At 32.5% G+C, this 26623-nt stretch carries 26 protein-coding genes; 15 read left to right on the top strand and 11 right to left on the bottom strand.

The genetic code is table 11. The features are described 5' to 3' along the window. The first annotated feature begins 93 nt into the window (after positions 1–93). Complete coding sequence (locus tag EDB96_RS07285) at positions 94–621, top strand: superoxide dismutase family protein (RefSeq protein ID WP_057116694.1); 528 nt, start codon at positions 94–96, stop codon at positions 619–621. 107 nt (positions 622–728) lie between these two features. Beyond that, positions 729–1931, top strand: a complete 1203-nt coding sequence (locus EDB96_RS07280; RefSeq protein WP_057116695.1) for an LETM1-related biofilm-associated protein — start codon at positions 729–731, stop codon at positions 1929–1931. A gap of 38 nt (positions 1932–1969) precedes the next feature. On the opposite strand, the gene can is transcribed toward EDB96_RS07280, so the two are convergent. The 4 genes from can to EDB96_RS07260 form a co-directional block, all read right to left on the bottom strand. Next, entirely contained in the window at positions 1970–2605 is a 636-nt protein-coding gene (gene can, locus EDB96_RS07275; protein WP_057116696.1) for a carbonate dehydratase, read from the bottom strand. A 112-nt stretch (positions 2606–2717) separates the two neighbouring features. Then, complete coding sequence (locus EDB96_RS07270) at positions 2718–4364, bottom strand: SulP family inorganic anion transporter (RefSeq protein ID WP_134139933.1); 1647 nt, start codon at positions 4362–4364, stop codon at positions 2718–2720. Positions 4365–4450: 86 nt separating this feature from the next. Beyond that, entirely contained in the window at positions 4451–4735 is a 285-nt protein-coding gene (locus EDB96_RS07265; RefSeq protein WP_241774348.1) for a hypothetical protein, read from the bottom strand. A gap of 122 nt (positions 4736–4857) precedes the next feature. Beyond that, positions 4858–5337 carry a Dps family protein gene (locus EDB96_RS07260; RefSeq protein WP_134139932.1) on the bottom strand — a complete coding sequence of 160 codons (480 nt, stop codon included), beginning with the start codon at positions 5335–5337 and terminating at the stop codon, positions 4858–4860. Positions 5338–5443: 106 nt separating this feature from the next. On the opposite strand from EDB96_RS07260, the gene EDB96_RS07255 reads away from it, so the two are divergent. Continuing rightward, on the top strand, positions 5444–6388 hold the full coding sequence (locus EDB96_RS07255; RefSeq protein WP_134139931.1) for a LysR substrate-binding domain-containing protein: 945 nt from the start codon (positions 5444–5446) through the stop codon (positions 6386–6388). A gap of 30 nt (positions 6389–6418) precedes the next feature. Here EDB96_RS07255 and EDB96_RS21195 read toward each other — a convergent pair whose 3' ends face one another. Both EDB96_RS21195 and mnmD read right to left on the bottom strand, forming a co-directional pair. Continuing rightward, positions 6419–6616 (bottom strand): hypothetical protein, encoded by a 198-nt coding sequence (locus tag EDB96_RS21195; protein ID WP_057116701.1) that lies wholly within the window; start codon positions 6614–6616, stop codon positions 6419–6421. A gap of 165 nt (positions 6617–6781) precedes the next feature. After that, on the bottom strand, positions 6782–7444 hold the full coding sequence (gene mnmD / locus EDB96_RS07245) for a tRNA (5-methylaminomethyl-2-thiouridine)(34)-methyltransferase MnmD (RefSeq protein WP_057116702.1): 663 nt from the start codon (positions 7442–7444) through the stop codon (positions 6782–6784). Positions 7445–7748: 304 nt separating this feature from the next. On the opposite strand from mnmD, the gene EDB96_RS07240 reads away from it, so the two are divergent. Next, the gene (locus tag EDB96_RS07240) at positions 7749–8819 is read left to right on the top strand and encodes a branched-chain amino acid aminotransferase (protein ID WP_134139930.1); all 1071 of its coding nucleotides are present in this window, start codon (positions 7749–7751) and stop codon (positions 8817–8819) included. A gap of 227 nt (positions 8820–9046) precedes the next feature. Here the strand turns inward: EDB96_RS07240 and EDB96_RS07235 are convergent, their stop codons facing one another. Beyond that, the gene (locus EDB96_RS07235; RefSeq protein ID WP_057116704.1) at positions 9047–9427 is read right to left on the bottom strand and encodes a nucleoside triphosphate pyrophosphohydrolase family protein; all 381 of its coding nucleotides are present in this window, start codon (positions 9425–9427) and stop codon (positions 9047–9049) included. A 455-nt stretch (positions 9428–9882) separates the two neighbouring features. On the opposite strand from EDB96_RS07235, the gene EDB96_RS07225 reads away from it, so the two are divergent. From EDB96_RS07225 to EDB96_RS07210, 4 genes are all read left to right on the top strand, one after another. After that, entirely contained in the window at positions 9883–11037 is a 1155-nt protein-coding gene (locus tag EDB96_RS07225; RefSeq protein ID WP_134139928.1) for an SRPBCC family protein, read from the top strand. A 76-nt stretch (positions 11038–11113) separates the two neighbouring features. Then, a complete protein-coding gene (locus EDB96_RS07220; RefSeq protein WP_057116707.1) occupies positions 11114–11656 on the top strand; it encodes an RNA polymerase sigma factor in 543 nt (180 codons plus the stop codon). 33 nt (positions 11657–11689) lie between these two features. Beyond that, the gene (locus EDB96_RS07215) at positions 11690–12109 is read left to right on the top strand and encodes a hypothetical protein (protein ID WP_134139927.1); all 420 of its coding nucleotides are present in this window, start codon (positions 11690–11692) and stop codon (positions 12107–12109) included. A gap of 28 nt (positions 12110–12137) precedes the next feature. Beyond that, positions 12138–12596: a hypothetical protein gene (locus EDB96_RS07210; protein ID WP_057116709.1), complete on the top strand. Its 459-nt coding sequence runs from the start codon at positions 12138–12140 to the stop codon at positions 12594–12596. A gap of 74 nt (positions 12597–12670) precedes the next feature. Here EDB96_RS07210 and EDB96_RS07205 read toward each other — a convergent pair whose 3' ends face one another. Beyond that, complete coding sequence (locus EDB96_RS07205; RefSeq protein ID WP_057116710.1) at positions 12671–13732, bottom strand: hypothetical protein; 1062 nt, start codon at positions 13730–13732, stop codon at positions 12671–12673. 109 nt (positions 13733–13841) lie between these two features. Here EDB96_RS07205 and EDB96_RS07200 point away from each other — a divergent pair, with 109 nt between their 5' ends. The 4 genes from EDB96_RS07200 to EDB96_RS07185 all read left to right on the top strand — a co-directional run bounded on the left by EDB96_RS07200 (position 13842) and on the right by EDB96_RS07185 (position 19212). Then, on the top strand, positions 13842–14357 hold the full coding sequence (locus EDB96_RS07200; RefSeq protein ID WP_134139926.1) for a hypothetical protein: 516 nt from the start codon (positions 13842–13844) through the stop codon (positions 14355–14357). A gap of 116 nt (positions 14358–14473) precedes the next feature. Further along, a complete protein-coding gene (locus EDB96_RS07195; RefSeq protein ID WP_134139925.1) occupies positions 14474–15757 on the top strand; it encodes a hypothetical protein in 1284 nt (427 codons plus the stop codon). 130 nt (positions 15758–15887) lie between these two features. After that, positions 15888–17861: a KUP/HAK/KT family potassium transporter gene (locus EDB96_RS07190; protein ID WP_057116713.1), complete on the top strand. Its 1974-nt coding sequence runs from the start codon at positions 15888–15890 to the stop codon at positions 17859–17861. A gap of 136 nt (positions 17862–17997) precedes the next feature. Further along, positions 17998–19212: an RsmB/NOP family class I SAM-dependent RNA methyltransferase gene (locus EDB96_RS07185; RefSeq protein ID WP_057116714.1), complete on the top strand. Its 1215-nt coding sequence runs from the start codon at positions 17998–18000 to the stop codon at positions 19210–19212. 210 nt (positions 19213–19422) lie between these two features. Here EDB96_RS07185 and EDB96_RS07180 read toward each other — a convergent pair whose 3' ends face one another. Continuing rightward, a complete protein-coding gene (locus EDB96_RS07180; RefSeq protein WP_134139924.1) occupies positions 19423–20466 on the bottom strand; it encodes an AMP-binding protein in 1044 nt (347 codons plus the stop codon). A gap of 4 nt (positions 20467–20470) precedes the next feature. Further along, a complete protein-coding gene (locus tag EDB96_RS07175; protein ID WP_134139923.1) occupies positions 20471–21403 on the bottom strand; it encodes a CPBP family intramembrane glutamic endopeptidase in 933 nt (310 codons plus the stop codon). 115 nt (positions 21404–21518) lie between these two features. Here EDB96_RS07175 and arsC point away from each other — a divergent pair, with 115 nt between their 5' ends. Together arsC and EDB96_RS07165 are read left to right on the top strand one after the other, a co-directional pair. After that, positions 21519–21863 carry an arsenate reductase (glutaredoxin) gene (arsC, locus tag EDB96_RS07170; protein ID WP_134139922.1) on the top strand — a complete coding sequence of 115 codons (345 nt, stop codon included), beginning with the start codon at positions 21519–21521 and terminating at the stop codon, positions 21861–21863. A 92-nt stretch (positions 21864–21955) separates the two neighbouring features. Next, positions 21956–24448 carry a TonB-dependent receptor domain-containing protein gene (locus tag EDB96_RS07165; protein ID WP_134139920.1) on the top strand — a complete coding sequence of 831 codons (2493 nt, stop codon included), beginning with the start codon at positions 21956–21958 and terminating at the stop codon, positions 24446–24448. 259 nt (positions 24449–24707) lie between these two features. On the opposite strand, the gene EDB96_RS07160 is transcribed toward EDB96_RS07165, so the two are convergent. After that, positions 24708–24887 (bottom strand): hypothetical protein, encoded by a 180-nt coding sequence (locus tag EDB96_RS07160; protein WP_057116719.1) that lies wholly within the window; start codon positions 24885–24887, stop codon positions 24708–24710. Positions 24888–25227: 340 nt separating this feature from the next. Here EDB96_RS07160 and fumC point away from each other — a divergent pair, with 340 nt between their 5' ends. After that, a complete protein-coding gene (fumC, locus tag EDB96_RS07155) occupies positions 25228–26613 on the top strand; it encodes a class II fumarate hydratase (protein WP_134139919.1) in 1386 nt (461 codons plus the stop codon). Positions 26614–26623 lie beyond the last annotated feature (10 nt).

Raw genomic sequence — 26623 nt, 5'->3', positions numbered from 1 at the left:
CGAATAGTTTGACTTTTTTTTAACTTTTAGAGTTAAGCCATTCCGTTATTTTATGTTAAATTTACTTAATATTTAACTAAAATGCCCATATATATGAAAAAACTAATCGTTTCTTTCGCTATAATTACAGCCGTAATCATTGGCTGTAAGACAAATACAAAATCAAGTGATGCAAAAACATTAACAGTTGCATTAGAACCAAAAAGCAACAGTAAGGTTACTGGAACTGCTGTTTTTACAGAGAAAAATGGAAAAGTTACTTTTACTGCAAAAATGACTGGATTAGAACCAGGAGTTCACGCTATACATATCCATGAAAAAGCAGATTGTAGTGCTGCAGACGGAAGCTCTGCTGGAGGACACTGGAATCCAACTTTTAAAAAACACGGAAAATGGGGAGTTGGCGAATATCATAAAGGTGATATCGGAAACTTTACTGCAGATGCAAAAGGTAATGGATCGATCACTTTAACTACTGACGAATGGTGCGTTGGATGTGGAGATTCTAACAAAGATGTTCTTGGCAAAGGTTTAATCGTTCATGCAGGAACAGATGATTTTACAACCCAGCCTACAGGAAATGCCGGCGGAAGAGTTGCTTGTGCAGGAATCATCAAATAAGAAAATACAATAACCACTATTTTTAACAAAATCTAGTGGTTATTTCATTTTAAAATGAATCCTAAAACAAGAAAAAGACATAGCTTTGCATTAGCAAAATTAAGTCAATGATTAACCCATCAGCACACGGCTGGATAGATAAGTTTTTTAGTGAACAGAAGTTTTCAGAAGCAATTCCTTTTGAAACAGTAGAATCGTTTTACTATAAAGTAAGAGAAACGGGATTTATTTATGGTCATATTATTGCTATAGATTCTCAGATTCCGATTCCGATAAAAGGCTGGTTTAAAACCGAAATTTCTAAAGTAGCTTTACTTAATACACTCTATCATGTTTTTTGTTTAGAGAAAAGAAACTCGGAACCTAAAAATTTCATCTCAGAAGTTTTAAAGTTTTACAAACAAATGAATCCAGAAGGATTTAACTTGTTTAAAATTTTACTTCCAAAAGATACTCCTTCCCTCTCTCTGGAAAGCATTATTGACCAAAGGGTTCAGACGAATGACAGCATCATCAGCAAAAACTTTTCGCATTTGGTAACCAATGCTTTATTGTTTATTGATGTTTTAGCTTTTAGACAATATTTGGCTCATGGCGAAATTCCAGAAAAATATCTAAAACGTATTGAAGAAACAGTTCTTGGTATTGTGGGTTTAGCGCTAAAAACTAAAACGGTAAAATCACAGCACGATGATTTATTGATTAAATTATTCGAAGCTTCTATTCGTTATTCTAAATTCTCTAAAGTTACTGTAGATACTTTAGAAACCTTGCAGTTAGATTATTTCAGCAACAAATTAGAGCAATATTATTTAATTGATATGGCTGGAATGGCACTTTGGAGTGATGGTGTTGTTGAAAATGAAGAAGCTTATTTTTTATATTCTTTAGGATCAATGATGGGTGTTACAGATGAATTTACAGCCCAAAGTATTGCAACAACAAACGCTTTTATCACAACTCATAAAAGTAAAATTCCGTATTTTAATTACTCGAACCCTGTTAAGCATTTTTACGATCAAATGACGCACAGCGTTATAAAATTGATCACAAGAAACAAAAACCGATTGGTAAGAGAAATTATGCAGAGTAAAGAACTCGTTGTTTTATTAGCTTATTCTACAACAAGAGATTTGGATGCAAAGGAAAAAAAGAAAGTCAAAAAACAGCTTTTGGACATTTGTAAAACAATTCCATCGCTTACGATATTTTTACTTCCAGGAGGAAGTTTGTTATTACCAATATTAATCAAGTTTATCCCAACAATGCTTCCATCTGCATTTAACGAAAACTTAGATGAAAATGAATAAAAAAAAATCGCCCTCAAAAAGGGCGATTTTTTAATCTATTAAAGATCTAATTGATAAACTTCGTCTAGTTCATCATTCGACGCGATATTTACATTTAAATCGGTTACAAAACCTGAATTTAATCCGTAAACCCATCCGTGAAGCATTAAATCCTGACCATTTTTCCATGCATTTTGTACAATAGAAGTCTTAGCTAAATTGTAAACCTGCTCTTTTGCATTGATTTCAACAAAAGCATTAAAACGTTCTGTTTCGTCCTCAATTGAGTTTAAGTATTTATCGTGTAGACGGTATTCATCTTTTATGTGACGCAGCCAGTTATCAATAATTCCAACAGATTGGTGTCCCATTGCAGCTTTTACACCTCCGCACCCATAATGTCCGCATACGATAACGTGTTTTACTTTTAATACATTTACAGCATAATCTAGAACACTAAGCATATTCATATCAGAATGCACAACCATATTTGCGATATTACGGTGAACAAAAACTTCACCTGGTTTTGCACCAACAATTTCGTTTGCAGGAACACGGCTGTCAGAACATCCAATCCATAATAATGGCGGCGACTGACCTTTTGCTAAATCAGCAAAATAATTTGGATCTAATGCCAATGAATTCTCTACCCACTTTTTATTGTTTTCTAATAACTGCTCATAAAACTTTCTCATTTTTTTATTTTTTTTGTGGTAATTTTTAAGTTATAATCTTCTCAAAAAAGAACTTGAGGTAAAGTTACCTAAATTTTAAGATTTCTTCCTCCTTAAAAACACCTTATTTTAATTATTCTCCTTTAACAACTTCTTTTTTAACCACTTCCCTTTTTGCTACATCATAATAATGTTCAATAGTAACGTGATTGTTATTATCTGGTGTATTTTCTAATTCGTATGCTTCTTTAAAGCCTTTAAGTTTGACTTTAATGTTATCATCAATTGCCCTTGTTTCTTTAAATTCACGAATCAAATCTAAAACATCATGTGCAATATACTCTGTATCATGAGCATTGATAATTACTTTTGAATTTTCAGGAATTTCATTCAGCGTTTGTTTGATCGCAGCTTTGTTTAAAAATGAAACTTCCTGCGCTAAATCGATGTGAATGATATCACCGTCTTCATATTCTTCTTTTTTGAAGATATAAGCTCTTTTTAAGTTTCCTCTTAAAACAAAAATGATACTAATAATAATTCCCAACGCAACACCTTTTAGCAAATCTGTCGCAACGACAAAGACCAAAGTTGCAATAAAAGGGACAAACTGGTATTTCCCCTTTTCCCAGAAATGCATAAAAGTTGCTGGTTTTGCTAATTTATAACCCACTAAAATTAAAACTGTTGCCAATGTTGCCAACGGAATTTTGTTTAAAATTGCTGGAATCGATAATACACTTATTAACAAAAGTACACCATGAATAATAGTAGACATTTTAGATTTTGCACCAGCATTATTATTAGCTGACGAACGCACTACAACAGATGTCATAGGAAGTCCTCCTAAAAGAGAACTTATTATATTGCCCAGACCTTGCGCTTTTAATTCAACATTTGTGTTTGTGTATCGTTTTTGAGCATCCATTCTATCTGAGGCTTCAATACATAAAAGTGTTTCAATAGAAGCAACAATGGCAATTGTAACAGCAACTACCCAAACCTGCGGATTTGAAACAGCAGCAAAGTTTGGCGTAATTATAATTGATTTAAATTCATCAAAAGATTTTGGAACTGGCAAAGAAACCAAATGTTCTTTTCCAATTGCCAAAGCGCTTCCTGTTGATACAAATATTTCGTTTAAAACAACCCCAGCAATAACTGCAACTAGTGCTCCTGGAACTAATTTTATTCTTTTTAGAAATGGTACTTTCTCCCACGAAAGCAAGATTACCAGTGAGACTAAAGAAACTACTACGGCTCCTAATTGAATGTGATTTAAAAGATCAAACAAAAACGAAAAAGAATTACTTCCATCATTTTGTATAAAGGCTTGATCCCCTTCAAAATCAGCATCATAACCAAAAGCATGAGGGATTTGTTTTAAGATGATGATGATTCCTATACCAGCTAACATTCCTTCAATTACATTTGTTGGGAAATAGTTGGATATACTTCCGGCTTTTAAAAATCCTAATGCTAATTGAATTAATCCTGCAATAAAAACAGACATTAAAAATACATCGAAAGCTCCAAAATCGGTAATTGCGGTTAAAATAATAGCTGTCAACCCAGCAGCTGGACCCGATACACTAATATGTGACTGGCTTAAATAACCTACCACAATACCGCCTACAACACCAGCAATAATTCCAGAAAATAACGGCGCCCCAGAAGCCATTGCAATACCTAAACACAATGGAAGAGCCACCAAGAAAACCACTAAACCTGACGCAAAATCAGACTTAAGGTTGGCAAAAAGATTGATTTTTTTTGTCATAATACAATACTAAAAAAATTATTCATTAAAGATTTACCCCATTTGCTTAAATTCAAATGCGGCTAAAGATCAAATAATCGGAAGTATTATACTAAATTGGGAGGTGGAGCAAATATGCTCGGAGAAATATTGTCAAGTTTTACAATATTTTCAGATATGATTGTTTTTTTCTCGATGTAAACCGGAATTATAACTTCATGCTCCAAAATTGATGGATGATGCATAACATTTTTCAGCTCTTTATGTACTTCTTCTTCAGCTATACTAAAAGATACAACTGTATTATTCCCTTTCTTTATCGCCTGAACAATTGTCGGGGTCGATAAGAAGGCAATAAAAATGAATAATAATATGCGAGCAACTAATTTCATTGAAGCAAAAATAGCGTTAAACAAATAAAATCAAAGAGATTTTTATAGAAATTTAACATAAACAAAAAAGCAGAACGCAATTTTTATGCTGTTCTGCTTTTAAATCGTTAACAAACAATATTTTAAAGAGTTTCTTCTAACCAAGCATTCATCATCCAAATTGTTTTTTCCTGCTCAGCAATAAAGTCACTCATCATAGAATTAGTACCTTCATCGTTAATTTCGTCAGATTTGTTTAATATCTCTCTTTCAATTTTTAACAAATCTGATAACGAATGAACAATTAACTGAACAGCTTTTTCATCATTAGAAATATTTTTTCCAACAGTTAATTTGTTATTTTTAATATAGTCATCAAAAGTATGCAGCGGAGTTCCCCCAATTGTCAAAACTCTTTCGGCTATCATATCAATTTTTAATTGTGCATCTGTATATAATTCTTCAAATTTTACGTGTAAATCAAAAAAACGTTTTCCTCGAATGTTCCAGTGAATCCCTCTCAAGTTTTGATAATATACCTGAAAGTTTGATAATAATACATTCAACTCTTTTACTAATTCTTCTGATTCTTTTACAGGTAATCCTAAAATATTTGTTTTCATAATTTAATTTTTACACTAATTTACTACAAATTTAAAGTAAGTTTCATGAATTTTATATAAATAAAAATTATATTTTCTTATTTTTGCATCAAAATTTACTATCAATATGACTATAACTCAATTACAATATGTGTTAGCAGTTGCTGAGCATAAAAATTTCACTCTAGCTGCTGAAAAATGCTTTGTAACTCAGCCAACCTTGAGTATGCAGATACAAAAGATTGAAGAAGAACTTAATATATTAATTTTCGACAGAAGCAAAAAACCTATTCAACTTACTGACATTGGTCAAAAAATAGTGAACCAGGCAAAAAACATTGTAAACGAAGCCGATCGAATAAAAGACATTGTAGAGCAGCAAAAAGGTTTTATAGGAGGAGAATTCCGCTTAGGAATAATTCCAACCATTATGCCGACGCTTTTACCGATGTTTTTAAATAATTTCATTAAAAAATATCCAAAGGTAAAACTCTTAATTGAAGAGCTTAACACAGACGAAATTATTGTAAAGTTAAAAAATGGACATTTGGACGCCGCGATTGCCGCAACGCCGCTGGAAGATGAAAAAATCAAAGAAATAGTTTTATACTTCGAACCATTTGTGGCTTATATTCCTGAGCATCATGCTAGTTTTCAAAAGCAGGAAATAGAAGTTTCTGATTTAAATTTAAATGAAATCCTTCTTTTACAAGACGGACACTGCTTTAGAGACGGAATTCTTAATTTATGCAAAAATGGTTCCGACATCGATCAGACTAATTTTCAGATTCAAAGCGGCAGTTTTGAAACCCTGATTAAATTAGCAGACGAAGGCCTTGGCACAACGTTACTTCCGTACTTGCACACCTTAGACTTAAAAGATTCCGACAAACTGAAACTACGTAATTTTAAGGAACCAAAACCTGCTCGTGAGGTAAGTTTAATTTACCCAAAAAGCGAATTAAAAATGCAAATCATTGATGCGATCAGATCTACAATTGCCGGCGTTGTAAAAGGAGCAATTGTTTTTCAGAATGTTCAAATCATTAGTCCTTTACAAAAGAAAGCATAAAAAAAGGAGCCTATTTTGGCTCCTTTTCTCTTATACTTTAATTAGCTGTAGACTCTGTTTTAATTCTGGTTTTTCAATAATGAAATTTAATAACCATTCTTGCAATTGTTCCATTTCGTAAGGTAACAGTGTTTTGATAGCTTTTTCTAACTCCTTGCAGAAAAGTACCGGGTCGAAACTTACTCTTTCAAGTATTGATTTCGTGTAATCAAACATCATTTTTGACATAATAAAATAAGATTTTCGGGGGTTATCTATTTTTTTAAACTCGAGCAAATTTAATCAAATATCCAACATAAATACTACTTTTAACTTATTTTTTTAAAAAATTTAGCAACGAATACGTTTTCTTAAAACATATAAATCAATCTAGAATAATTCTAAATAGTTCATTTAAACCTTTTTAAAAGCTCGAAACATTTCTCTTTTCCCTGGAGGGCCTGCCAATTTTTCTACTGTAAACCCAACTTCGATCATACTTCTTTTAACAACTCCGCGCGCTGCATAAGTTACAAGAACACCGTTTGGCTTTAAACTATTGTACATTTTCTGAAAAATTTCTGTACTCCAAAGCTCCGGTTGTACTCTATATCCGAAGGCATCAAAGTAAATCAAATCAAAAATTTCAAAGTCATTTATTTCGTGAAAAAATTGTTTCCTTTTGGTTAACGAGAACAGATCGCAAATTTCTACCTTTTTATCCCATTCAGTTTTATGCATTTTTTCAAAAATGTTCTCAAATTCCAATGCTTCCAGCTCTTCGGCATAATTCATCTCCAGAATTTCATTTGCATCAACGGGATAAGCTTCTACTCCAACGTAATCAATATTCTGTTTTTTACGGACAGCTTCTAAAAAAGTAATAAAGGCATTTAAACCTGTTCCAAAACCTATTTCTAATATACTTATTGGCTGTTCAAATAAATCAAGTCCGTTTTTAATAAATACATGTTTAGCTTCTTGAATTGCACCATGCTTCGAATGGTAACATTCATCCCATTCTGGCAAACGAATTGTAGTTGAGCCGTCTAGCGTTTTAATTATTTCCCTTTTCATTTTTTCGAAATTTGTAATAGCTTTTTATTGATTTTCAAGCCATTTTAATATTCAAAATTAGTCAAAACTAATGCGTAAAGCCTTAAAAATCGATAGTTTTTTCATAAAATCTTTATAAAAACGAATTAAATATTTGAGTTTATTATAGGATAAATAAATCTCAATCAAAAGCAGTAAATAATGAATTTTCACTAAGCTTTTTACATTATTTTACTTAATTTTGCATTCAATAAATTCTATTTTACATGATATCATCACGTTAGATTCTCGACCGTGAAATATCTCACAAAAAACTTACATAACTATGAGTACAACTCAAACAAGCAAAATTGAAATCATAAAAGCTACTTCTACAAAAATAAACGAAGTAGATTTTGACAACTTAAGTTTTGGTGCTGTATTTACAGACCATTTATTCGAATGCGATTTTAAAAACGGACAATGGCAAAATCCTGTCATTAAACCTTATGCTCCTATTTTGATGGATCCATCTTCAAAAGTCTTCCATTATGGTCAAGCTATTTTTGAAGGAATGAAAGCTTATAAAGATGACAATAATGATGTTTGGTTGTTTAGACCGGATGAAAACTACAAACGTTTTAATAGTTCTGCAGTAAGAATGGCAATGCCAGAAATTCCAGAATCTATTTTTATGGATGGTTTAAATGAATTATTGAAATTAGACAAAGACTGGATTCAGAGAGGAAACGGAGCAAGTATGTATATCCGTCCGTTTATGATTGCTACAGGACCTGGAGTTATCGCCAATCCTTCTGACGAATATAAATTCATGATTTTACTTTCTCCTGCAAAAGCTTATTACGGAGGTGAAGTAAAAGTAATTATTGCTGAACATTACAGTAGAGCTGCAAATGGCGGAATTGGTGCCGCGAAAGCTGCTGGAAATTACGCTGCGCAATTTTACCCAACTAACTTGGCAAACAAAGATGGTTTTCAACAAGTTATCTGGACTGATGATGCAACGCACACAAAATTAGAAGAAGCTGGAACAATGAATGTTTTCTTCAGAATCAACGATACTTTATTGACTGCTCCAACAAGCGAAAGAATTTTGGATGGTGTTACTAGAAAAAGTTTGATCGCAATGGCTGAAAAAGAAGGTCCTAAAGTAGAAGTTCGTCCAGTAATTGTTTCAGAATTAGTTGAAGCTGCTAAAAACGGATCTTTAAAAGAAATTTTTGGAGCTGGAACTGCTGCAGTTATCAGCGTAATTAAAGGCTTCTCTTATCAAGATGAATATTATGAAATGGCTCCAATCGAGAATTCATACGCTTCTTTCTTAAAAGAAAAACTAACAAGTCTTCAAAACAAACTTTCTGAAGACACTTACGGATGGACAGTTAAAGTTCAATAATCAAAAGATATTTATAAAAACAAACCCGACAAATTTTAAAAAATCTGTCGGGTTTTGTATTTTACTCTATTATCGTATAACTATTTAAACACAATATTGTCATTTCGACGAAGGAGAAATCCCCGCAAGTAACTCCACAACGAGAATTCAATCTTTATCGAGCTTCTCGCTGGGATTTCTCCTTCGTCGAAATGACAACCTATACTCAAATAGCAGGGCATTTTTTTTTACAAAAGCTTCGAAAAATCAGGTTTAAAATAATTTGGCCCCTTCATTACTTTTCCATCCTCACGGTAAATTGGTTTTCCATCTTCGCCAAGCTTACTCATATTACTACGCTGAATTTCATCAAAAACAGCTTCAATTTTATCTTGTAGACCATGTTCTATAATTGTACCGCACAAAATATACATCATGTCTCCAAGTGCGTCTGCAATTTCAACTAAATCATTATTTTGAACTGCCTCATAATATTCTTCATTTTCCTCTTTCATTAAATTGTAACGAAGTAATTTTTTCTCAGCTCCAACATCGGCAATTGGTGTTGCGCTGTGGCCAATTTTAAAAGCGGTGTGAAATTCTGTTACGGCGTCAAGTTGTTTTTTCATATAGTTGTTTCTTTTTTTTTGCTAATTTAAACTACTTCGATATAAATCTAGCAATAAAACTGAATTAAATCAAAAGGCAATTTAGCAGCAAATCGTCTGCAATTCTCTAAATTTGCCAAAAATAATTTTAAAGCTATGTTTAGTCAAGGACAATTAATATTTGGGGTGTGTTTTTTTATTGCTTTTGTAATCGTAATGATATTTGCTTATCGAAAAGATTTAGCATTACATAAAATCTTTTACAAAGGAAATTATAAAGTATTACTTGTTTTTTTACTATTCATCACAATTTTATTTTTGATTAAAATTTTCTTTAAAAGATAATTATCCTCAAAGTTAAAAGGGTCTTTTTTCGATAAAAAAGTACATCGCAGCAAAATAAAACCTAATAATTATTGGTTATTAGTAAGACTCACAATAAAATTTATAACTTTACGAAACCAAACAATCTACCAATGAAAATTCTTAAGTATTTATTTCTTTTTGCGTTATTAAGTCTTGTTGCCCTTACCGTTTTTGTTGCTACACAAAAAGGAATTTTTGATGTAGAAAGAAGCAAAGTAATCAATTCGCCTCGTGCAACGGTTTACAATTATCTTAATGATTTTAGAAATTACGAAGATTTTGAATCTTGGTCGGTTGAAGATCCTTCAATACAAATGACTTTTCCGAACAAAACAAGCGGAAGCGGGGCTTCTTTTTATTGGGACGGAGTTGAAGGAAAAGGAAATGCAATCATACTTAAAACAAAAGATGGTGAAAGCATTGAGCAAAAAATGAAATATGAAGGTACAGAAGCAGATGTGAGCTGGACTTTAAAAGATACCTTGAACGGAAAAACTAAAGTTACCTGGAAAGGAAAAGGAACTATGAGTTTTCTTTTCAAAATCTACACTGCATTACATGGAGGTTCTGACAGAGTTATTGGTACTATTTATGAAAAAAGTTTAGCCAATATTGATAAAAACCTTGATTACGAAACAAAAACTTATGCTGTTAAAGTTGATGGATTGGTTAAAAAAACTGAAACTCCATATATAAAACAAACTTTTACAAGTGAGATAGAAAAAGTAAACAAAAATGCCCGAATTGTAATTCCGAAGCTTATTCACTTTAGCGAAACAAACGGATTATCTGCAAGCGGAAAGCCTTTTATTATTTATCATACGTACGACACTAAAACAGGTTTAGCTAAAATCTCTATCTGTTTACCTATTAATAAAGAAATTTCTATTAGTTCTGGAAGTGACATTCTTTCTGGAAAACTTAACGGATTCGATGCTGTAAAAACTACGCTTACTGGAGATTACTCTCATAGAAATGAAGCTATTGCCAAAACAACAGCCTTTATAAACAAAGAAAAGATTACTCCAGAATTAAGCTGGTCGCATCTTGAAATTTGGACACTAAGTAAATTGGATGTTAAAGGCTCGTCTAAATTAGTTACTGAAATTTATTTCCCAGTTAAACCTAAAGTAGAAGAACCTATAGTAACTACACCAGTTTATTCACCAGAAACCCAAGCGGAACCAGCACAGAAAAAACCTGCTGCTACTCCAGCCCCAGCTGCAACAACTCCTGCTAAAGAAGAAGAACAGTCAGAATTCTAAACTTAAAGGTGTTGATTAAACCTTTTGTTTTAAATTCAGTCTAAGTTATATTAAGAAGGTTTACAAAACAAAAAGTTTGATAGACGAGAAGGAATTTATAAAACAATTATTAAACCCTGAAACGCAAAATGCAGCGTTTCAAAAACTCCTATCTGATTATCAGAGACCTTTGTATTCTCATATTCGAAACATTGTTTTGAATCATGATGATGCCGATGATGTCTTGCAGAATACTTTTGTAAAAGTCTTTCAATATCTTAAAAACTTTAAAGGTGAAAGTAAACTTTTTTCATGGATGTATCGTATTGCTACAAACGAAGCTTTGACTTTTTTATCTCAAAAAGCAAAATTAAGCGGTATTTCATCCGAAGATCTGCAGAATAAAACAATTGACAACCTAAAAGCAGATCTTTATTTTGATGGGGATGAAATTCAAATCAAACTTCAAAAAGCAATTGTAACACTTCCAGAAAAACAACAGCTGGTTTTCAAAATGAAATATTTTGAAGAATTAAAATACGAAGAAATCGCAGAAATCTTAGGTACTTCTGTGGGAGCTTTGAAGGCGTCTTATCATCATGCAGTAAAAAAAATCGAATTATATGTTACATCAAATTAAACCTTTTGTAACTAAAACTATCTTATAGGTATTATGAAAACATTTAAATTAGAAAACGAACCAAAAATAAAATCTGGATTTAAAACTCCAGAGCATTATTTTGATGATTTTTCAGAGAAAGTTTTACAGCAATTAAACGAAAAAGAAGTAAAAGTAATTCCTTTTTACAAACGTAAAAAAACATTCTCTCTAGTAGCGGCAGCGGTAGTAGGTTTTGCCTTAATGATTCCAATTGTGAACAATTATAGAGCAACATCAAATGATCTTGACGAAGCTACTTTAGAAACCTATTTATCGTATCAATCTAATTTGAATCAATACGATTTAATTCAAAAATTAGATGACAGCGATATCGAAAAAATAAACAATGACATTACTTTAGAAGATGAAACCATAGAAGATATTTTATCGACCAGTCCGAACATAGAACATTTAATTTCAGAACAAAACTAAATTAAACTTAACTCAACTTAACTTAACAATGAAAATAAAAAATATTTTACCGCTTCTGCTCTTTCTGACCAGTTTTTCATTTTTTGCACAAAATGGAAAAATTGACGAAAAGCGTGAAAAAATTAAAGCTTTTAAAGTTTCTTTTTTAACAACAGAATTAGAACTGACTTCTACAGAAGCCGAAAAATTCTGGCCAATTTACAATGCTTACGACGACAAGCAATTCGACTTAAAGCATTTGAAAATGAAAACTTATCTGCGAAAATTAAATGATGACAACATCAATAATCTTTCGGACAAAGATGCAGTAACATTATTATCTCAAATAGAAAGTACAGATAAGGAATTGTATGTACTTCGAGAAAAATATATGACAAGCTTAAAGAAAGTGCTTTCAGCAAAAAAAATACTAAAGCTTAAAAAATCTGAAGACGACTTTAATCGAAAATTACTACAGCAATATAGAGATAAAGCTGGTAAAGATTAAATTCAAATACGAGACAACAGTGATAGGAACCCTATATAATAATACTTACTTTATTATTTAGGGTTCTTATTTTTTTATTTAAAGTTAAGTCGAACTACTTTATTGTGTCCCGCAGCAATTGCAGTATTACGATTGACAAATCGGATGGTAAAAAGTTTTGAATCTGTAGAAAGCTGTGTCCAGTTTTCACCTCCATTTTGAGAATATTGTATTCCTTCAGAACCTACACAAATAATTTCTCTGCCGCTTCCTCCTGGAACATATTGCACACATGATGCATAGCCAAATCCTAGATTCTGGCCAATTAATTCCCAAGTTTTTCCTCCGTCTTTTGTAAAAGCTTTATTATCTAGTTTTTTATTCGGAAATTCATAATCTCCACCAGCAATAAATCCTTGTTTAGAATCGTAAAAATCGGCCGTAAAAATTCCTGTCATTTCCTTTCCCTGCACAATTGGAGTTTCAATTACTTTCCATGTTTTTGCTTTATCTGGCGAATAGAAAACACGTGATTTTTTTCCTCCAGAAACCAGCCAAGTATCATTTCCTTTTATTACAATATTCGTATTACTGGCAGCAAAAGCAGCTTCTCCGGTAGCATTTGTTGGTAATTTATCAGATAATAATTTAGTCCAAGTTTCTCCTCCATCGCGAGTAACAATAACAGAAAAAGTATCTTCTGTTGGGTCACCAATTGCAATTCCTTCTTTATCGTTCCAAAACTGCATGCTATCATAAAAAACTTTGGGATTAACTTCTTTATAAACCAATTTAACTTTACGATCTTTTTTTGATACAGAATAAAGTAAAGCTGGATTTGCGACGCTCAGTAGAAATATATCTTTAGAAGTTTGAGCAATACTTCTAAATTCTAATTTAAGCGTATCTCGGTAAATATGCTCTTCAAATTTCTCTTTCTTATCTAGGTCATAATATCCAAAACGCGAATTATCAGCACCATACCAAACTTTATTTTTATCAATTAGAATTGCTCTTATACTAATTCTATCTTTAAATAAGGTATCTACAGTCATTGATGTAAAACCGCCGCTGTAGCAAACTTTAGTTTTATAATTAAATGTTTTAAAAGACATCAATAAAATAAAAATACCACAAAATAAAGCGAGTTTTTTCATAAGAATTCAAAATTTGGTTAATGCTAAAATACGATTATTTCTAACAATTCAAATGATTTTTTCTGGCATAATAATTGAAGTATATTTCTTACAATTGTAAAAATAAAATATGAGAATTATAATTTTAACTGGAATCTTACTATTATTTATGAATTCAGCTCATTCACAAAAAGTTAACGTATATCCTAACAGTTCTTACGTACAAGAAAATTTAGATTTAAATGCTGTAGGCTTACTATTTGAAGAATCTGCAGATCTCGCAGACTTTGAGAAAAAAATAAATTATCCCCAAGATCGAATTTCAAATCTTGATTTAAATGATGATGGAAAAGTTGATTACTTAAAAGTTTCAGATAAAATCGAGAACAACATTCAAATAATAAAAATTCAATCTGAAATAAGTCCCAATATATATCAAGATGTAGCATCTATCAATATTATATTAAAGAATCAAAATAGAAGTGCAAACTCGGCTATCCGCACAGATCGTCAAAATATAAATCCAAACAGGAATGCAGATAGAGAACGAAGTTCATATTATAATGACTCAGGTTTACGTGCTAAAGACATCATACTTCCGTTTATGTACACAGCACTAAATATCTATTTAACTATTAGAAGATAAAGCACCCAATAAAATCACACTCATTATCAACAACATAAAATCTAAAAGCAATAAAATTATTTTGTGGCACAGTAATTGGATATCTACTAATACAAATAATTTAATATGATTTAGTCATGAAAGCGAAATTACTTATAATAGCCCTATTTGCATTAGCAATCAGTTCATGTCAAGCACAAGCTGGAGCTACTGTATACGCCAAAAATTCAGATATAAGCGATAATTTAGATTTAAGAGCAGTAGCTTCTATGTTTGGAGAATCTGCAAATCTTCAAGATTTTGAAAGAAGATTAAACGATCCTAAATATCAAATTTCTAACCTTGATTTAAATGGCGACGACCAAGTTGATTACCTGCGTGTAATTGAATCTGTAGAAGACAGAACCCATGTTGTAATTATTCAAGCTGTTTTGGATCGTGATGTTTACCAAGACGTTGCTACTATCGATGTTGAAAGAGATAATTATAATAAAGTAAGTGTTCAGGTTGTTGGAAACTCTTATTTATATGGCGACAACTATATTTATGAGCCTGTTTACAGTGTTGTTCCAGTAATTTATACTTCTTTCTGGGTTACTAACTACAGACCATACTATTCAACATGGTATTGGGGTTATTATCCAACATACTATTCTGCATGGAGACCTTATCCTGTGTATAGATACAGAAATAACATAAATGTATGTATCAATGTTCACAACAGCTACAACTACGTAAACACTAGAAGAAGTTACAGAGCTCCAGCTATTTATGAAACAAGACGTACATATGGTTACGAAAGAATGAAACCAAATTACAGCTTTGCTCAAAGACATTCTAATGTCAGCAACAGATACGATTTAGATCAAAGAAGAATTGCAAGCAGAGAATCTAATAGAAATTCAAACACTTACAACACTAACAGATCGAATACTGGAAGAGTTTATTCAGAAAACAGAAGTACGAATACAAATTATAACACTAACAGAACAGCTTCTGATAGAGGTTACAACACAAATCGTACAGCAAATACTAACAGAGACAATACTGCAACAGTAAACGCACCTGTAAGAACTGAAAATACTCAAAGATCAGATTATGGCAGAAATAATTCGGCTACTACTCCTGCTGCAAGAGGAAATTCAGAAAATAGAGGTTATAGTAACAGACAATCTTCACAAACAAGTGATGCTCCTAGAAATTATTCTGAAAACAGAGCAAGTTCAAATCGAGTGAATACTCAGTCTGCTCCAGTTCAAAGAACCGAGCCTTCAAGAAACTATTCTGAAAGCAGATCAAACACTGCAAGACCTCAAAACACTCAGCGTTCTGAGTCTCCAAGAGTTAGTCAAGAATCAAGAGGAGGACAGACACAGAGAGAAAGCGGCTCAAATTCAAGAGGCGGCGGAAGAAGAGGTTAACAATATTTCAATTTATCATTAAAATAGAAGCACAATTTTACGATTGTGCTTTTTTTTATCTTTTTAATTTTAATTGCTTCTAATTTGTTTTAAAACAGTAAATTTGCAACCGTCTTTTATAAAAATATACATGAGCGCATCGCATAAAAACTTACATAGTAAGTTGTCTATTGGGGGTTTATTGATTACTTTAGGGATTATTTATGGAGATATTGGAACATCTCCATTGTACGTAATGAAGGCTATTCTGGGCGATCACACGATTAATGCCGATATTGTTTTAGGAGGTATTTCTTGTGTGTTTTGGACCTTGACATTACAAACTACAATTAAATATGTACTTATTACCTTAAGTGCAGACAATCATGGTGAAGGTGGAATCTTTGCGTTATACGCATTAGTCAAGAAAACAAAAATTCAATGGCTCATTGTGCCCGCCATCATTGGAGGAAGTGCCCTTCTTGCAGACGGAATTATAACACCGCCGATCTCAATCTCATCTGCTGTAGAAGGAATTAGGGCATTTTATCCAACAATGGAAACACAAACCATTGTCTATATTGTTATTTCGATCTTATTTGTTTTATTTACGATTCAGCAATTCGGAACTAAACTCGTTGGTAAATTTTTTGCACCAATGATGTTAATATGGTTTGCGATGCTGGGAACTTTAGGAGCTATACAAGTTATTAATTTTCCAGAAGTAATTAAAGCCATTAATCCATATTATGCTTACCATTTATTATCGATTCATCCTGATGGTTTCTTTGTTCTTGGTTTTGTATTTTTATGTACAACTGGAGCTGAAGCTTTATACTCTGACATGGGACACTGTGGAAGAAAAAACATCAGAATCAGCTGGATTTTTGTAAAAACAACTTTAGTTTTAAACTACTTCGGACAAGCAGCTTATTTAATTCACCATGAAGGAAGTACGTTGCAGCAACTAGGTGGAGAAAACGGGAATCCGTTTTACTTAATTATGCCGCATTGGTTTTTACCATTCGGAATTGTAGTAGCAACATTAGCAGCTGTAATTGCTTCTCAAGCGCTTATCAGCGGATCATTTACTTTGATAAATGAAGCTATGCGTTTGAATTTCTGGCCTAAAGTAAAAATCAAATATCCAACAGAAGTAAAAGGTCAATTATACATTCCGTCAATCAACTGGTTATTGTTTTTTGGTTGTGTTGGAATCGTTTTACATTTTGAAAAATCTGGAAACATGGAGCATGCGTATGGTCTAGCCATTATTTTATGTATGATCATGACCACGATTTTGTTGAATTATTACTTAATCATGAAACGTGTGAAATTATATTTCATGGTTCCATTGATCACGATTTATCTTTTGATTGAATTTAGTTTCCTTTTTGCTAATATCACGAAATTCGCTGAAGGTGGTTATGTAACATTGATTATTGCAAGTATGCTGATCTCTGTAATGACTATTTGGTACCTAGCTAAGAAAATTAATAAAAACTACACTAAAGTAGTTAAAATTGATGACTACAAACGTGTATTAGTAGAACTAAGCCAAGATTTATCTATTCCGAAATATGCGACACACTTAGTTTACATGACCAATGCAAATCGAGTTGACGAATTGGAGGAAAAAGTAATTTATTCTATTCTGCAAAAACGTCCAAAAAGAGCTGATATTTATTGGTTTGTTCACGTTAATATCTTGACAGAACCTTATAAAACACAGTATAAAGTAACAGAAATCGCTAAAGACGATATTTATAGAATTGACTTTAATTTAGGTTTTAGAGAACCTACTAAAATCAATTTGATGTTTAGAGAAGTTATCAAAGACATGGTGAAACGCGGCGAAGTGGATATAACAAGCCGTTACGAATCTTTAAACAAAAACAATATTATTGGAGACTTTAAATTTGTTTTATCTGAGAAATTCCTGTCAAATGACAACGATTTAAGATGGCATGAAAACATTATCATGAATTCTTACTTCTTTATTAAAAAACTGAGTTTGTCTGAAGAAAGAGCTTTTGGACTAGACAGCAGTTCTGTAAAAATAGAGAAATTCCCAATGGTGCTTCATGCGCCAGAAAATATTGGATTAACGCGTATAATTAAATAAACGCTTTTAAATAATTCAAAAAAACACTCTATCTTTTAGAGTGTTTTTTCTTTTAATGAGAACCTGAATTAAGATTCAGTATTAAAAATTTAACTTTCAATCAATTAATAGTACCTTTGCAACTCAAATATTAGAAATGAGATTACACAGAAATTTAGTTTATACTACCATCGACTCTTTAAACGCAATTTTCAATGAGGGAGAGTATGCAGACAAAGTGGTAGCCAGAGCATTAAAAAAAGACAAACGTTGGGGAAGTTCTGACAGGAAGTTTGTTGCTGAAACGATATACGAAATTGTTCGTTGGAAAAGATTGTACGCAGAAATTGCAGATGTTAAGGAACCTTATGACAGAGATAATTTATGGAGGATGTTTGCCGTTTGGGCTGTTCTTCGCGGTTATCCAATTCCTGATTGGAGACAATTGGAAGGAACTCCTGAAAGAAAAATAAAAGGTCGTTTTGACGAATTATCTAAAAATAGAGCTTTAAAAGAATCTATTCCAGATTGGATGGACGAATTAGGAGTTAAAGAATTGGGTGAAAAAGTGTGGGCAAAAGAAATTGCCGCACAAAATCAGCCGGCAAAAGTTATTCTTAGAACCAATACTTTAAAAGGTACTAAAGAAAACCTTAGAAATACTCTGATGGATTTAAATATTGAAACAGAATATTTAAAAGATCAGCCAGAAGCTCTTGTTTTAAAAGAAAGAGCAAACGTATTTTTAACAGATGCTTTTAAACAAGGTCTTTTTGAAGTTCAAGATGCCAATTCGCAATTAGTTGCAGGATTTTTGGATGTAAAACCTGGAATGCGTGTTGTTGACACTTGTGCTGGAGCTGGAGGAAAAACATTGCATATGGCTTCTTTAATGGAAAATAAAGGTCAGTTGATTGCAATGGACTTATACGAAAGCAAATTAAAACAACTAAAGCTAAGAGCTAAAAGAAACGGCGCTTTTAATATTGAGTACCGTATTATCGACAGCACAAAAGTGATTAAAAAACTACACGAGAAAGCAGACCGTGTTTTAATTGATGCACCTTGCAGCGGTTTAGGAGTTTTAAAGAGAAATCCAGATTCTAAATGGAAATTACAGCCTGAATTTATTGACAATATTCGTAAAGTACAGAGTGAAGTTTTAGAAAACTATTCTAAAATTGTAAAACCAGGCGGTAAATTAGTTTACGCAACTTGTTCTATATTACCATCAGAAAATCAGGAGCAGGTAGAGAAATTCTTAAAAACAGAAATCGGACAACAATTTACTTTTGTTGAAGACCGTAAAATGCTGGCTTCAGAATCTGGTTTTGACGGATTCTACATGGCACTTTTGGAACGTAAAGCTTAATTTAAATTCCAATATTTTTAAATTCCAAATTCCAATTATTTACGGAATAACTCAATATTTAAAAATCCAAATTCCAATCTTAAACTTGGAATTTGGATTTTTTTAATTTCTGACATTGGTACTTCGTTGTCTAATTTTGACAAAGTTTAAAACTTGACAAAATTCTAAACTCAAAGTATTGAAATTTGGAATTTTTAATTTGGAATTTCTTCAAGATTGCAAGGTCGGCTTTCGCAGTAACTTTCCGTTTTCGTTTTCTTTAAATTTTGAAACAAACACAATTTCTTTCGGTTTTTCATATTTTCCCAAAACATCAAAGAAATCGGCTGGAAAGTCTTGTTTTTCCCCTTCAATAACCAAAACTAATTTCTCTCCTAAAACAGTATCAGGAAGTCCAGTTACAAAAAATCTGTTATTTATTTTGCCGATCAATTTAGCTTCAATCTGTTCTGGAATCAGCTTCACTCCTCCACTATTAATTACATTATCAATTCTTCCTAGAAAAATAAATTGCTGTTCATTTACTAATTCTACCAGATCATTAGTGACAATCGGTTCATCAGAAATTGTAGAAACATTAATTACTAGACATTGACGTTCGTCTTGAGATATTTTTACGTTTGGCAGAATTGAAAAAACAGAATCTCCAAGACGTTTTGCTGCAATATGAGTAATTGTCTCCGTCATTCCATAAGTTTCGTAGATTTCGGTTTTAAGCGGTAAAAGTTGTTCCTCAAGAGAAGAATCCATTTTTGCACCACCGATTATCAGCTTACGAACTTTTGAGAGTTCTTTTATCGAATTTTGAACCTGAAGCGGAACCATCGCAACAAAATCATAAGTTTTAGAATTTAAAGCCAGCGGATGAAGACTTGGCGAAACTACGTCAAGTTCTAATCCTAAAATTAGGCTGCGCACCAGCATCATCTTTCCCGCAATAAATTGAGTTGGAAGACACAATAAAGCTTTATCTCCAGGTTTTAAGTCGAAGAAATCACCTGTTGCTAGAGCAGAATGAATCATTGCCTGTTTTTGCAGTCGAACTAATTTAGGAAGACCAGTGGTTCCTGAAGTTGTCATTTCGATATATTCTTTTTTATCAAACCAATCCAAAAAGAACTCTCCTATTGATTGTTCGTAAGCATCTCCTTCTTTGATAAAACTATAAGCGACACGACACAAATCTTTTGCGTTTAAATGATAACCATTTAACTTAAAATAATTGTGAACATTTTTATGGGTTAAATTTGACATGATTTTAATTTATTACTTCAATTTTATTAATATCTCCTGTTAATCTTTCTTTCCAATTTGTCCAGCCGTACTTTTTACTGAAAATAAAAAGCAGAATAGGATAAATAACTACAACAGGCAAAATAACATCAATTCCTGCTGAAGGCTCCGAAAGATCTTTAAATATAGAATGTGTTTGAAAAACCGACCAATCTGAAGTAACCAATAATGCTCCTACGAGATTATTAGCAGCATGAAACCCAAGAGCCAGCTCCATGCCTTCATCCATTAAGGTGATAATTCCTAAGAAAAGTCCTGTTCCTATGTAATAGATCATTATAACATTTCCCATTTTAGCCACTTCTGGATTTGCCCAATGCATTGATCCAAAAATAACTGAGGTCATAAGCAGCGGAAACCATCTATTTCGAGCCAGATTAGCAAATCCCTGCATCAAATATCCACGAAAAACATATTCTTCTGTACTAGTCTGAATAGGAATTAAAATAGAACCCAAAACAACTAAAATCAGAAATGGAATTAATTTAAAATTCAATACAAACTGTTCTGGTGCTCTTAGATAAACAAATAAAAAACTCAATAAAGAAAAGAATGTCCACAAGAAAAAAGAAAAATAAATTCGGCTCCAATCTACTTTTGGCCTTGAAGTTGTTACTGACAATAATGTTTGGTGGTGAATATATTTTACAACAAAATAAATTCCAGCAAAAGCAAAAATAAACGAGATCATTACCAAAAAAAGCGTTGTATTGGACTCAAACATTTTCATAACTCCTTCATTGGTCGTTGGAAAAGCTTTTTTCTCTGAAAAAGTTTTATAAAACACCGCGGCCGTAATTGGAATTTGTCCGACGAAAGAAGCTGCAATAATAAAAACAGATCCTACAAGATATTTCCAAAACTTATTTTCAGGTTTAATTCCTTGCTCTAAAAACATAAATTTTAAATTTTAAAAAATGAGAATTCAAATTCGATAAGTTAATCTTACTTTTGGTATAGCTAAAATACCTCTTTTTTATTTTACGAATATTGAAACGTTTAAATATAACAAAATGATACAAATCTACCACAATCCGAGATGCGGAAAATCACGAAACTGCCTTGCATTTATAGAACAATCCAACCAAGAATTTGAAATCATACCTTATTTAACACAAACTCCATCCTTTGATGAACTTAAAACTTTACTGAAACAACTTAATCTTGAGCCTATTCAATTAATTAGAACCAAAGAAAAAATCTGGATCGAAAATTTTAAAGGCAATACTTTAAGCGATGATCAAATTATTAACGCAATGGTAGAAAATCCAATTTTGATAGAAAGACCAATTGTTGTAAAAGACGGAAAAGCTATCATTGGCAGGGATCCAGACCTTGTAGCTTCTTTTTTAGATTGATTCTAAAATACCTTATTAACATTTTTTTGTGAGTTCTTGCTTTAAACCAAAAACTACATTTGCCGTCTAAAGAGAAAAAGAAACCAAAAAAAATGAAAAAAATCAAATTTGCCGTATTACTTGTATTCTTACTTACAAGTTTTTACAATTACTCTCAGCAAGGTCCGGGTGGCAAAAACAAAGTTAAAGTCACAGGAAAAGTTTATGAAAAAGTAAGCAAACAACCTTTGGAGTATGCTACAATTTCTATTACTGCCCCAAATGACACTAAAGTTATTGCTGGTGGTATTACAAATCCAAAAGGAGAATTTGAGGTTGCTGTTGCGCCTGGAACTTACGACATAAAAGTGGAATTTATTTCTTTTAAATCAACAGAGATCAAGCAGAAGAGTATTCAAGACGACACAAATTTGGGCGTAGTAAATTTATCTGAAGATGCAGCACAATTAAATGAAGTTGTAGTTCGTGCAGAAAAATCATCTGTAGAAATAAAATTAGATAAAAAAGTCTACAACGTTGGTCAAGATATGATTGTAAAAGGTGGAAGCGTAAGCGATGTTTTAGACAATGTTCCATCTGTTTCTGTTGATACAGAAGGAAATGTAAGTTTAAGAGGAAGCGACAACATTCGTATTTTAATTGACGGAAGACCTTCTCAAGCTATAAATATGGCAGAAGCCCTAAGACAGCTTCCTGCTGATGCAATTGATAAAGTTGAAGTAATCACTAATCCATCAGCTCGTTATGATGCCGAAGGCGGATCTGGAATTATCAATATTATTCTTAAAAAAGGGAAAAATCAAGGTTTTAACGGAACTTTAATTGCTTCTACAGGTTTACCAGAAACTTATGGTTTAAGTGCCAATGTGAATTATAAAACTGAAAAACTAAACTACTTCACAACTGCGGGGTACAACTACAGAACAAACGAAGGAGCTGGTAAAACAAATTCAGAATACCTTAATCCAGACGGAACAACAAAAAGTTTCTTGGATGAAGATCGTGATACTAAACGTACCCGAAACGGATTTAACGGAAGAGCTGGATTTGAATGGACAGTTACTCCAACGACTTTCTGGACAAACGCCATTAATTATCAAAAGAACACTGGTGACGATCGAGATTTGATTAATTATTATAATTATGATGCCGGCCGTAATTTTACAGGAACAACTTATCGTTTAAACAACGCAGATACTGGGAGCGAAAATATTGAGTTTACTTCAAACTTAATTAAAAATTTTAACGATAAAGGACACAAACTTACTGCAGATCTTTCTGTTTCAAGAAATACAGATGACAGTAATAGTACTATTACTGATTCACCAAATTTTGACACAACATTAAACAACCAAGTACAAAAACAAGTTTTATTTCAGGCAGATTATGTATTGCCATTAGGCGAAGGCAGTCAATTTGAAGCAGGTTATAAAGGAAGTTTTGGTGATTTGAACAACGTTTATGATGTTACAAATGGTACAGTTCCAAATCCTAATTTATCAAACACATTAGAGTATAAAGAAAACATTAATGCCCTTTATACGCAATATGGTTTCAAAGTAAATAAATTCTCTTATTTATTTGGTCTAAGATGGGAAGACACTAATATTGAGGTTAACTTATTAGATAACAGCGATTTTAACACTAAAAAATACAACAATTTATTTCCAAGCGCTTTTGTTAGTTACGAAATTTCAGACCAAAGTAATTTCTCTGCAAGTTACAGCAAACGTTTATCCAGACCAAGAGGACGTTTTATGAATCCAGCTGTAAATTACGCAAGTAACATTAACATATTTCAAGGAAATCCAGATTTAGATCCTTCTTTAACAGATAAATATGACATAGGTTATATCAAAAGATGGGATAAAGTAACATTTAACACCTCAGCGTATTTTGAAAGCACAAAAGACGTTTTTAGTTTTGTAAGATCTCCTACTGGTGACGTTGTAACTCCAGACGGTGAAGTGGTAACCCCTGCACCAGGTGAAACAGTTATTGGTACTCCCGTAATCAAAAGTTCTCCTATCAACTTAGGAAGAGAACAAAAATTTGGTTTCGAATTTACATTTAACTATACTCCATTCAAATGGTGGAAATTAAACAGTAATTTCAACTTTTTCAACGTAAAAACAACTGGAGAAAACAGTTATACCGATACACAAGGAAACGAAATTGTTCAAAATTTAGACAATCAGGCTAATTCTTGGTTTGCAAGAATCAACTCTAAAATAACGCTTCCATACAAAATTGACTGGCAATTGACAGCTATGTACAATGGCGAACAAAAAACAGCTCAAGGTAAAAATTTAGGAATGTTCGGAATGAATACTGCTTTAAGCAAAGATGTATTAAAAGATAAAGCTACAATTGCATTCAATATCAGCGACATCTTTAATTCTAGAAAAATGAGATCTTATACGTATTTGGATAATGTAAATTCATACAGCGAATTCCAATTTCGTAAACGTCAATTTAATTTGTCATTCACTTACCGTTTCAACAAAGCAAAAGGTGAAAGAGATAAAAATATACCAAAAAACAATGAAGGCGGTGGAGAAGGCGGTGGAGAATTTCCTGGATAACATTAGTTAAATTCCAAAATTTAAATTCCAAATTCCAATCTCTTTGAGATAAATTATAATAGTAAAAATCCCAAATTCCAATTTATAAGATTGGGATTTGGGATTTTTTTTATTTAACCTTTTATATTTGGAATTTAGAATTTCAAGAATTGGAATTTTCCAAATGAAATTGGAAGTTGGATTTTTTAGTATTGGAATTTATTTTTTTTGTGCAACAAAAAAAAAGAACCCAAAAGGGTTCTTTTCTTATGACATCAATCTAGTATTTAATAGATTGTTCTTCTTGTCTTTTTTTAGCTCTCTTTTCTTTGAACATTTCCCAGCTTGCTCCCGTAACCCAATAAGATACGAAACCAACTAAGAAAAACATTAACCAAAACCCTATAGTTAGTATGGTTAAGAAAAGTAAAAAGCCTAAGTACTGTGAAAATTCAAACATGTTTTCCGGAATTTTTGAATGTTACGACAAATGTAGGGTATATATTTTTTCTCAGCAATAAAATCTAAATCAATTTTCGTTAAATAACATTTATCCGTATATTTATACTCATTTTAAATAAGCTTTTTTTTGAACGTGAAACCTTTTAAATAAAGAGTTCATTTCAAATCATAATAATTTTCAGGAGCTGTATCCTGCTGTCCGCTGTATCTTTTTGTTTTTAAAGAAAAAACAAAAAGGATGCCGCTTCCATCAGGGCTAGGTCACTCATTTTCAAAAGAAGTTTCAATTTTATAAATAACATTTCACATTTTTCAAATAACATTTTACAAACAAAAAAATGAAATACAGAATAGAAAAAGACACCATGGGCGAAGTTCAAGTCCCAGCTGATAAATATTGGGGTGCACAAACAGAACGTTCTAGAAACAATTTTAAAATCGGACCATCGGCATCTATGCCAAAAGAAATTATAGAAGGGTTTGCTTATCTTAAAAAAGCTGCAGCTTATGCCAACTACGATTTAGGAGTTCTGCCAATAGAAAAAAGAGACGCCATTGCTGCTGTCTGTGATGAAATTCTAGAAGGAAAACTGGATGATCAATTTCCTCTGGTAATCTGGCAGACAGGTTCTGGAACGCAAAGTAACATGAACGTTAATGAAGTCATTGCAAATCGCGCACAAGTTCTCAAAGGTTTTGAAATTGGCGAAGGCGAACAATTCATAAAAGCTAACGACGATGTAAATAAATCACAATCATCCAATGATACTTTCCCAACCGGAATGCATATCGCAGCCTATAAAATGGTTGTAGAAACAACCATTCCTGGTGTAGAAAAACTGCATGCTACTTTAGCTAAAAAAGCAGCAGAATTTGCAGATGTTGTAAAAATTGGCCGTACACATTTAATGGATGCAACACCATTAACCTTAGGCCAGGAAATTTCTGGTTACGCCGCGCAATTAGCTTTTGGCTTAAAAGCTCTAAAAAATACTTTATCGCACTTATCTGAAATCGCATTGGGCGGAACTGCGGTTGGAACAGGACTAAACACACCAAAAGGCTACGATGTAAAAGTTGCAGAATACATTGCAAAATTTACGAATCATCCGTTTGTAACAGCAGAAAACAAATTTGAAGCTCTTGCTGCACACGATGCAATTGTTGAAACTCACGGAGCTTTAAAACAATTAGCCGTTTCTTTAAATAAAATTGCGAATGATATAAGAATGTTAGCTTCTGGTCCACGTTCTGGAATTGGAGAAATCCATATCCCTGAAAATGAGCCAGGTTCTTCTATTATGCCCGGAAAAGTAAATCCTACGCAATGTGAAGCTCTTACAATGGTTTGCGCACAAGTTATCGGAAATGATATGGCAATTGCCGTTGGAGGAATGCAGGGACATTATGAATTGAACGTTTTCAAACCTGTTATGGCAGCTAACTTTTTACAATCGGCACAATTATTAGGCGACGCTTGTGTTTCTTTTGACGAACATTGTGCACAAGGTATCGAACCGAATCACAAACGCATTAAAGAATTAGTAGACAATTCATTGATGCTGGTTACGGCCTTAAATACTAAAATCGGTTACTACAAAGCTGCCGAAATCGCACAAACCGCACACAAAAACGGAACTACTCTAAAAGATGAAGCAGTTCGTTTAGGCTACGTAACTCCAGAAGATTTTGATGCTTGGGTGAAACCTGAGGAGATGGTTTAAATTTTTGATG

Origin of the sequence: Flavobacterium sp. S87F.05.LMB.W.Kidney.N, assembly GCF_004366435.1 — a bacterium.
Classification (GTDB): domain Bacteria; phylum Bacteroidota; class Bacteroidia; order Flavobacteriales; family Flavobacteriaceae; genus Flavobacterium.
This window is presented reverse-complemented; position numbering and strand designations above follow the sequence as displayed.

What these genes read in the sequence shown, in the direction of transcription:
- EDB96_RS07285 (WP_057116694.1), top strand. Translation starts at nt 94, where the DNA reads ATGAAAAAACTAATCGTTTCTTTCGCTATAATTACAGCCGTAATCATT.
- EDB96_RS07280 (WP_057116695.1), top strand. Translation starts at nt 729, where the DNA reads ATGATTAACCCATCAGCACACGGCTGGATAGATAAGTTTTTTAGTGAA.
- can (WP_057116696.1), bottom strand. Translation starts at nt 2,605, where the DNA reads ATGAGAAAGTTTTATGAGCAGTTATTAGAAAACAATAAAAAGTGGGTA.
- EDB96_RS07270 (WP_134139933.1), bottom strand. Translation starts at nt 4,364, where the DNA reads ATGACAAAAAAAATCAATCTTTTTGCCAACCTTAAGTCTGATTTTGCG.
- EDB96_RS07265 (WP_241774348.1), bottom strand. Translation starts at nt 4,735, where the DNA reads ATGAAATTAGTTGCTCGCATATTATTATTCATTTTTATTGCCTTCTTA.
- EDB96_RS07260 (WP_134139932.1), bottom strand. Translation starts at nt 5,337, where the DNA reads ATGAAAACAAATATTTTAGGATTACCTGTAAAAGAATCAGAAGAATTA.
- EDB96_RS07255 (WP_134139931.1), top strand. Translation starts at nt 5,444, where the DNA reads ATGACTATAACTCAATTACAATATGTGTTAGCAGTTGCTGAGCATAAA.
- EDB96_RS21195 (WP_057116701.1), bottom strand. Translation starts at nt 6,616, where the DNA reads ATGTCAAAAATGATGTTTGATTACACGAAATCAATACTTGAAAGAGTA.
- mnmD (WP_057116702.1), bottom strand. Translation starts at nt 7,444, where the DNA reads ATGAAAAGGGAAATAATTAAAACGCTAGACGGCTCAACTACAATTCGT.
- EDB96_RS07240 (WP_134139930.1), top strand. Translation starts at nt 7,749, where the DNA reads ATGAGTACAACTCAAACAAGCAAAATTGAAATCATAAAAGCTACTTCT.
- EDB96_RS07235 (WP_057116704.1), bottom strand. Translation starts at nt 9,427, where the DNA reads ATGAAAAAACAACTTGACGCCGTAACAGAATTTCACACCGCTTTTAAA.
- EDB96_RS07225 (WP_134139928.1), top strand. Translation starts at nt 9,883, where the DNA reads ATGAAAATTCTTAAGTATTTATTTCTTTTTGCGTTATTAAGTCTTGTT.
- EDB96_RS07215 (WP_134139927.1), top strand. Translation starts at nt 11,690, where the DNA reads ATGAAAACATTTAAATTAGAAAACGAACCAAAAATAAAATCTGGATTT.
- EDB96_RS07210 (WP_057116709.1), top strand. Translation starts at nt 12,138, where the DNA reads ATGAAAATAAAAAATATTTTACCGCTTCTGCTCTTTCTGACCAGTTTT.
- EDB96_RS07205 (WP_057116710.1), bottom strand. Translation starts at nt 13,732, where the DNA reads ATGAAAAAACTCGCTTTATTTTGTGGTATTTTTATTTTATTGATGTCT.
- EDB96_RS07200 (WP_134139926.1), top strand. Translation starts at nt 13,842, where the DNA reads ATGAGAATTATAATTTTAACTGGAATCTTACTATTATTTATGAATTCA.
- EDB96_RS07195 (WP_134139925.1), top strand. Translation starts at nt 14,474, where the DNA reads ATGAAAGCGAAATTACTTATAATAGCCCTATTTGCATTAGCAATCAGT.
- EDB96_RS07190 (WP_057116713.1), top strand. Translation starts at nt 15,888, where the DNA reads ATGAGCGCATCGCATAAAAACTTACATAGTAAGTTGTCTATTGGGGGT.
- EDB96_RS07185 (WP_057116714.1), top strand. Translation starts at nt 17,998, where the DNA reads ATGAGATTACACAGAAATTTAGTTTATACTACCATCGACTCTTTAAAC.
- EDB96_RS07180 (WP_134139924.1), bottom strand. Translation starts at nt 20,466, where the DNA reads ATGTCAAATTTAACCCATAAAAATGTTCACAATTATTTTAAGTTAAAT.
- EDB96_RS07175 (WP_134139923.1), bottom strand. Translation starts at nt 21,403, where the DNA reads ATGTTTTTAGAGCAAGGAATTAAACCTGAAAATAAGTTTTGGAAATAT.
- arsC (WP_134139922.1), top strand. Translation starts at nt 21,519, where the DNA reads ATGATACAAATCTACCACAATCCGAGATGCGGAAAATCACGAAACTGC.
- EDB96_RS07165 (WP_134139920.1), top strand. Translation starts at nt 21,956, where the DNA reads ATGAAAAAAATCAAATTTGCCGTATTACTTGTATTCTTACTTACAAGT.
- EDB96_RS07160 (WP_057116719.1), bottom strand. Translation starts at nt 24,887, where the DNA reads ATGTTTGAATTTTCACAGTACTTAGGCTTTTTACTTTTCTTAACCATA.
- fumC (WP_134139919.1), top strand. Translation starts at nt 25,228, where the DNA reads ATGAAATACAGAATAGAAAAAGACACCATGGGCGAAGTTCAAGTCCCA.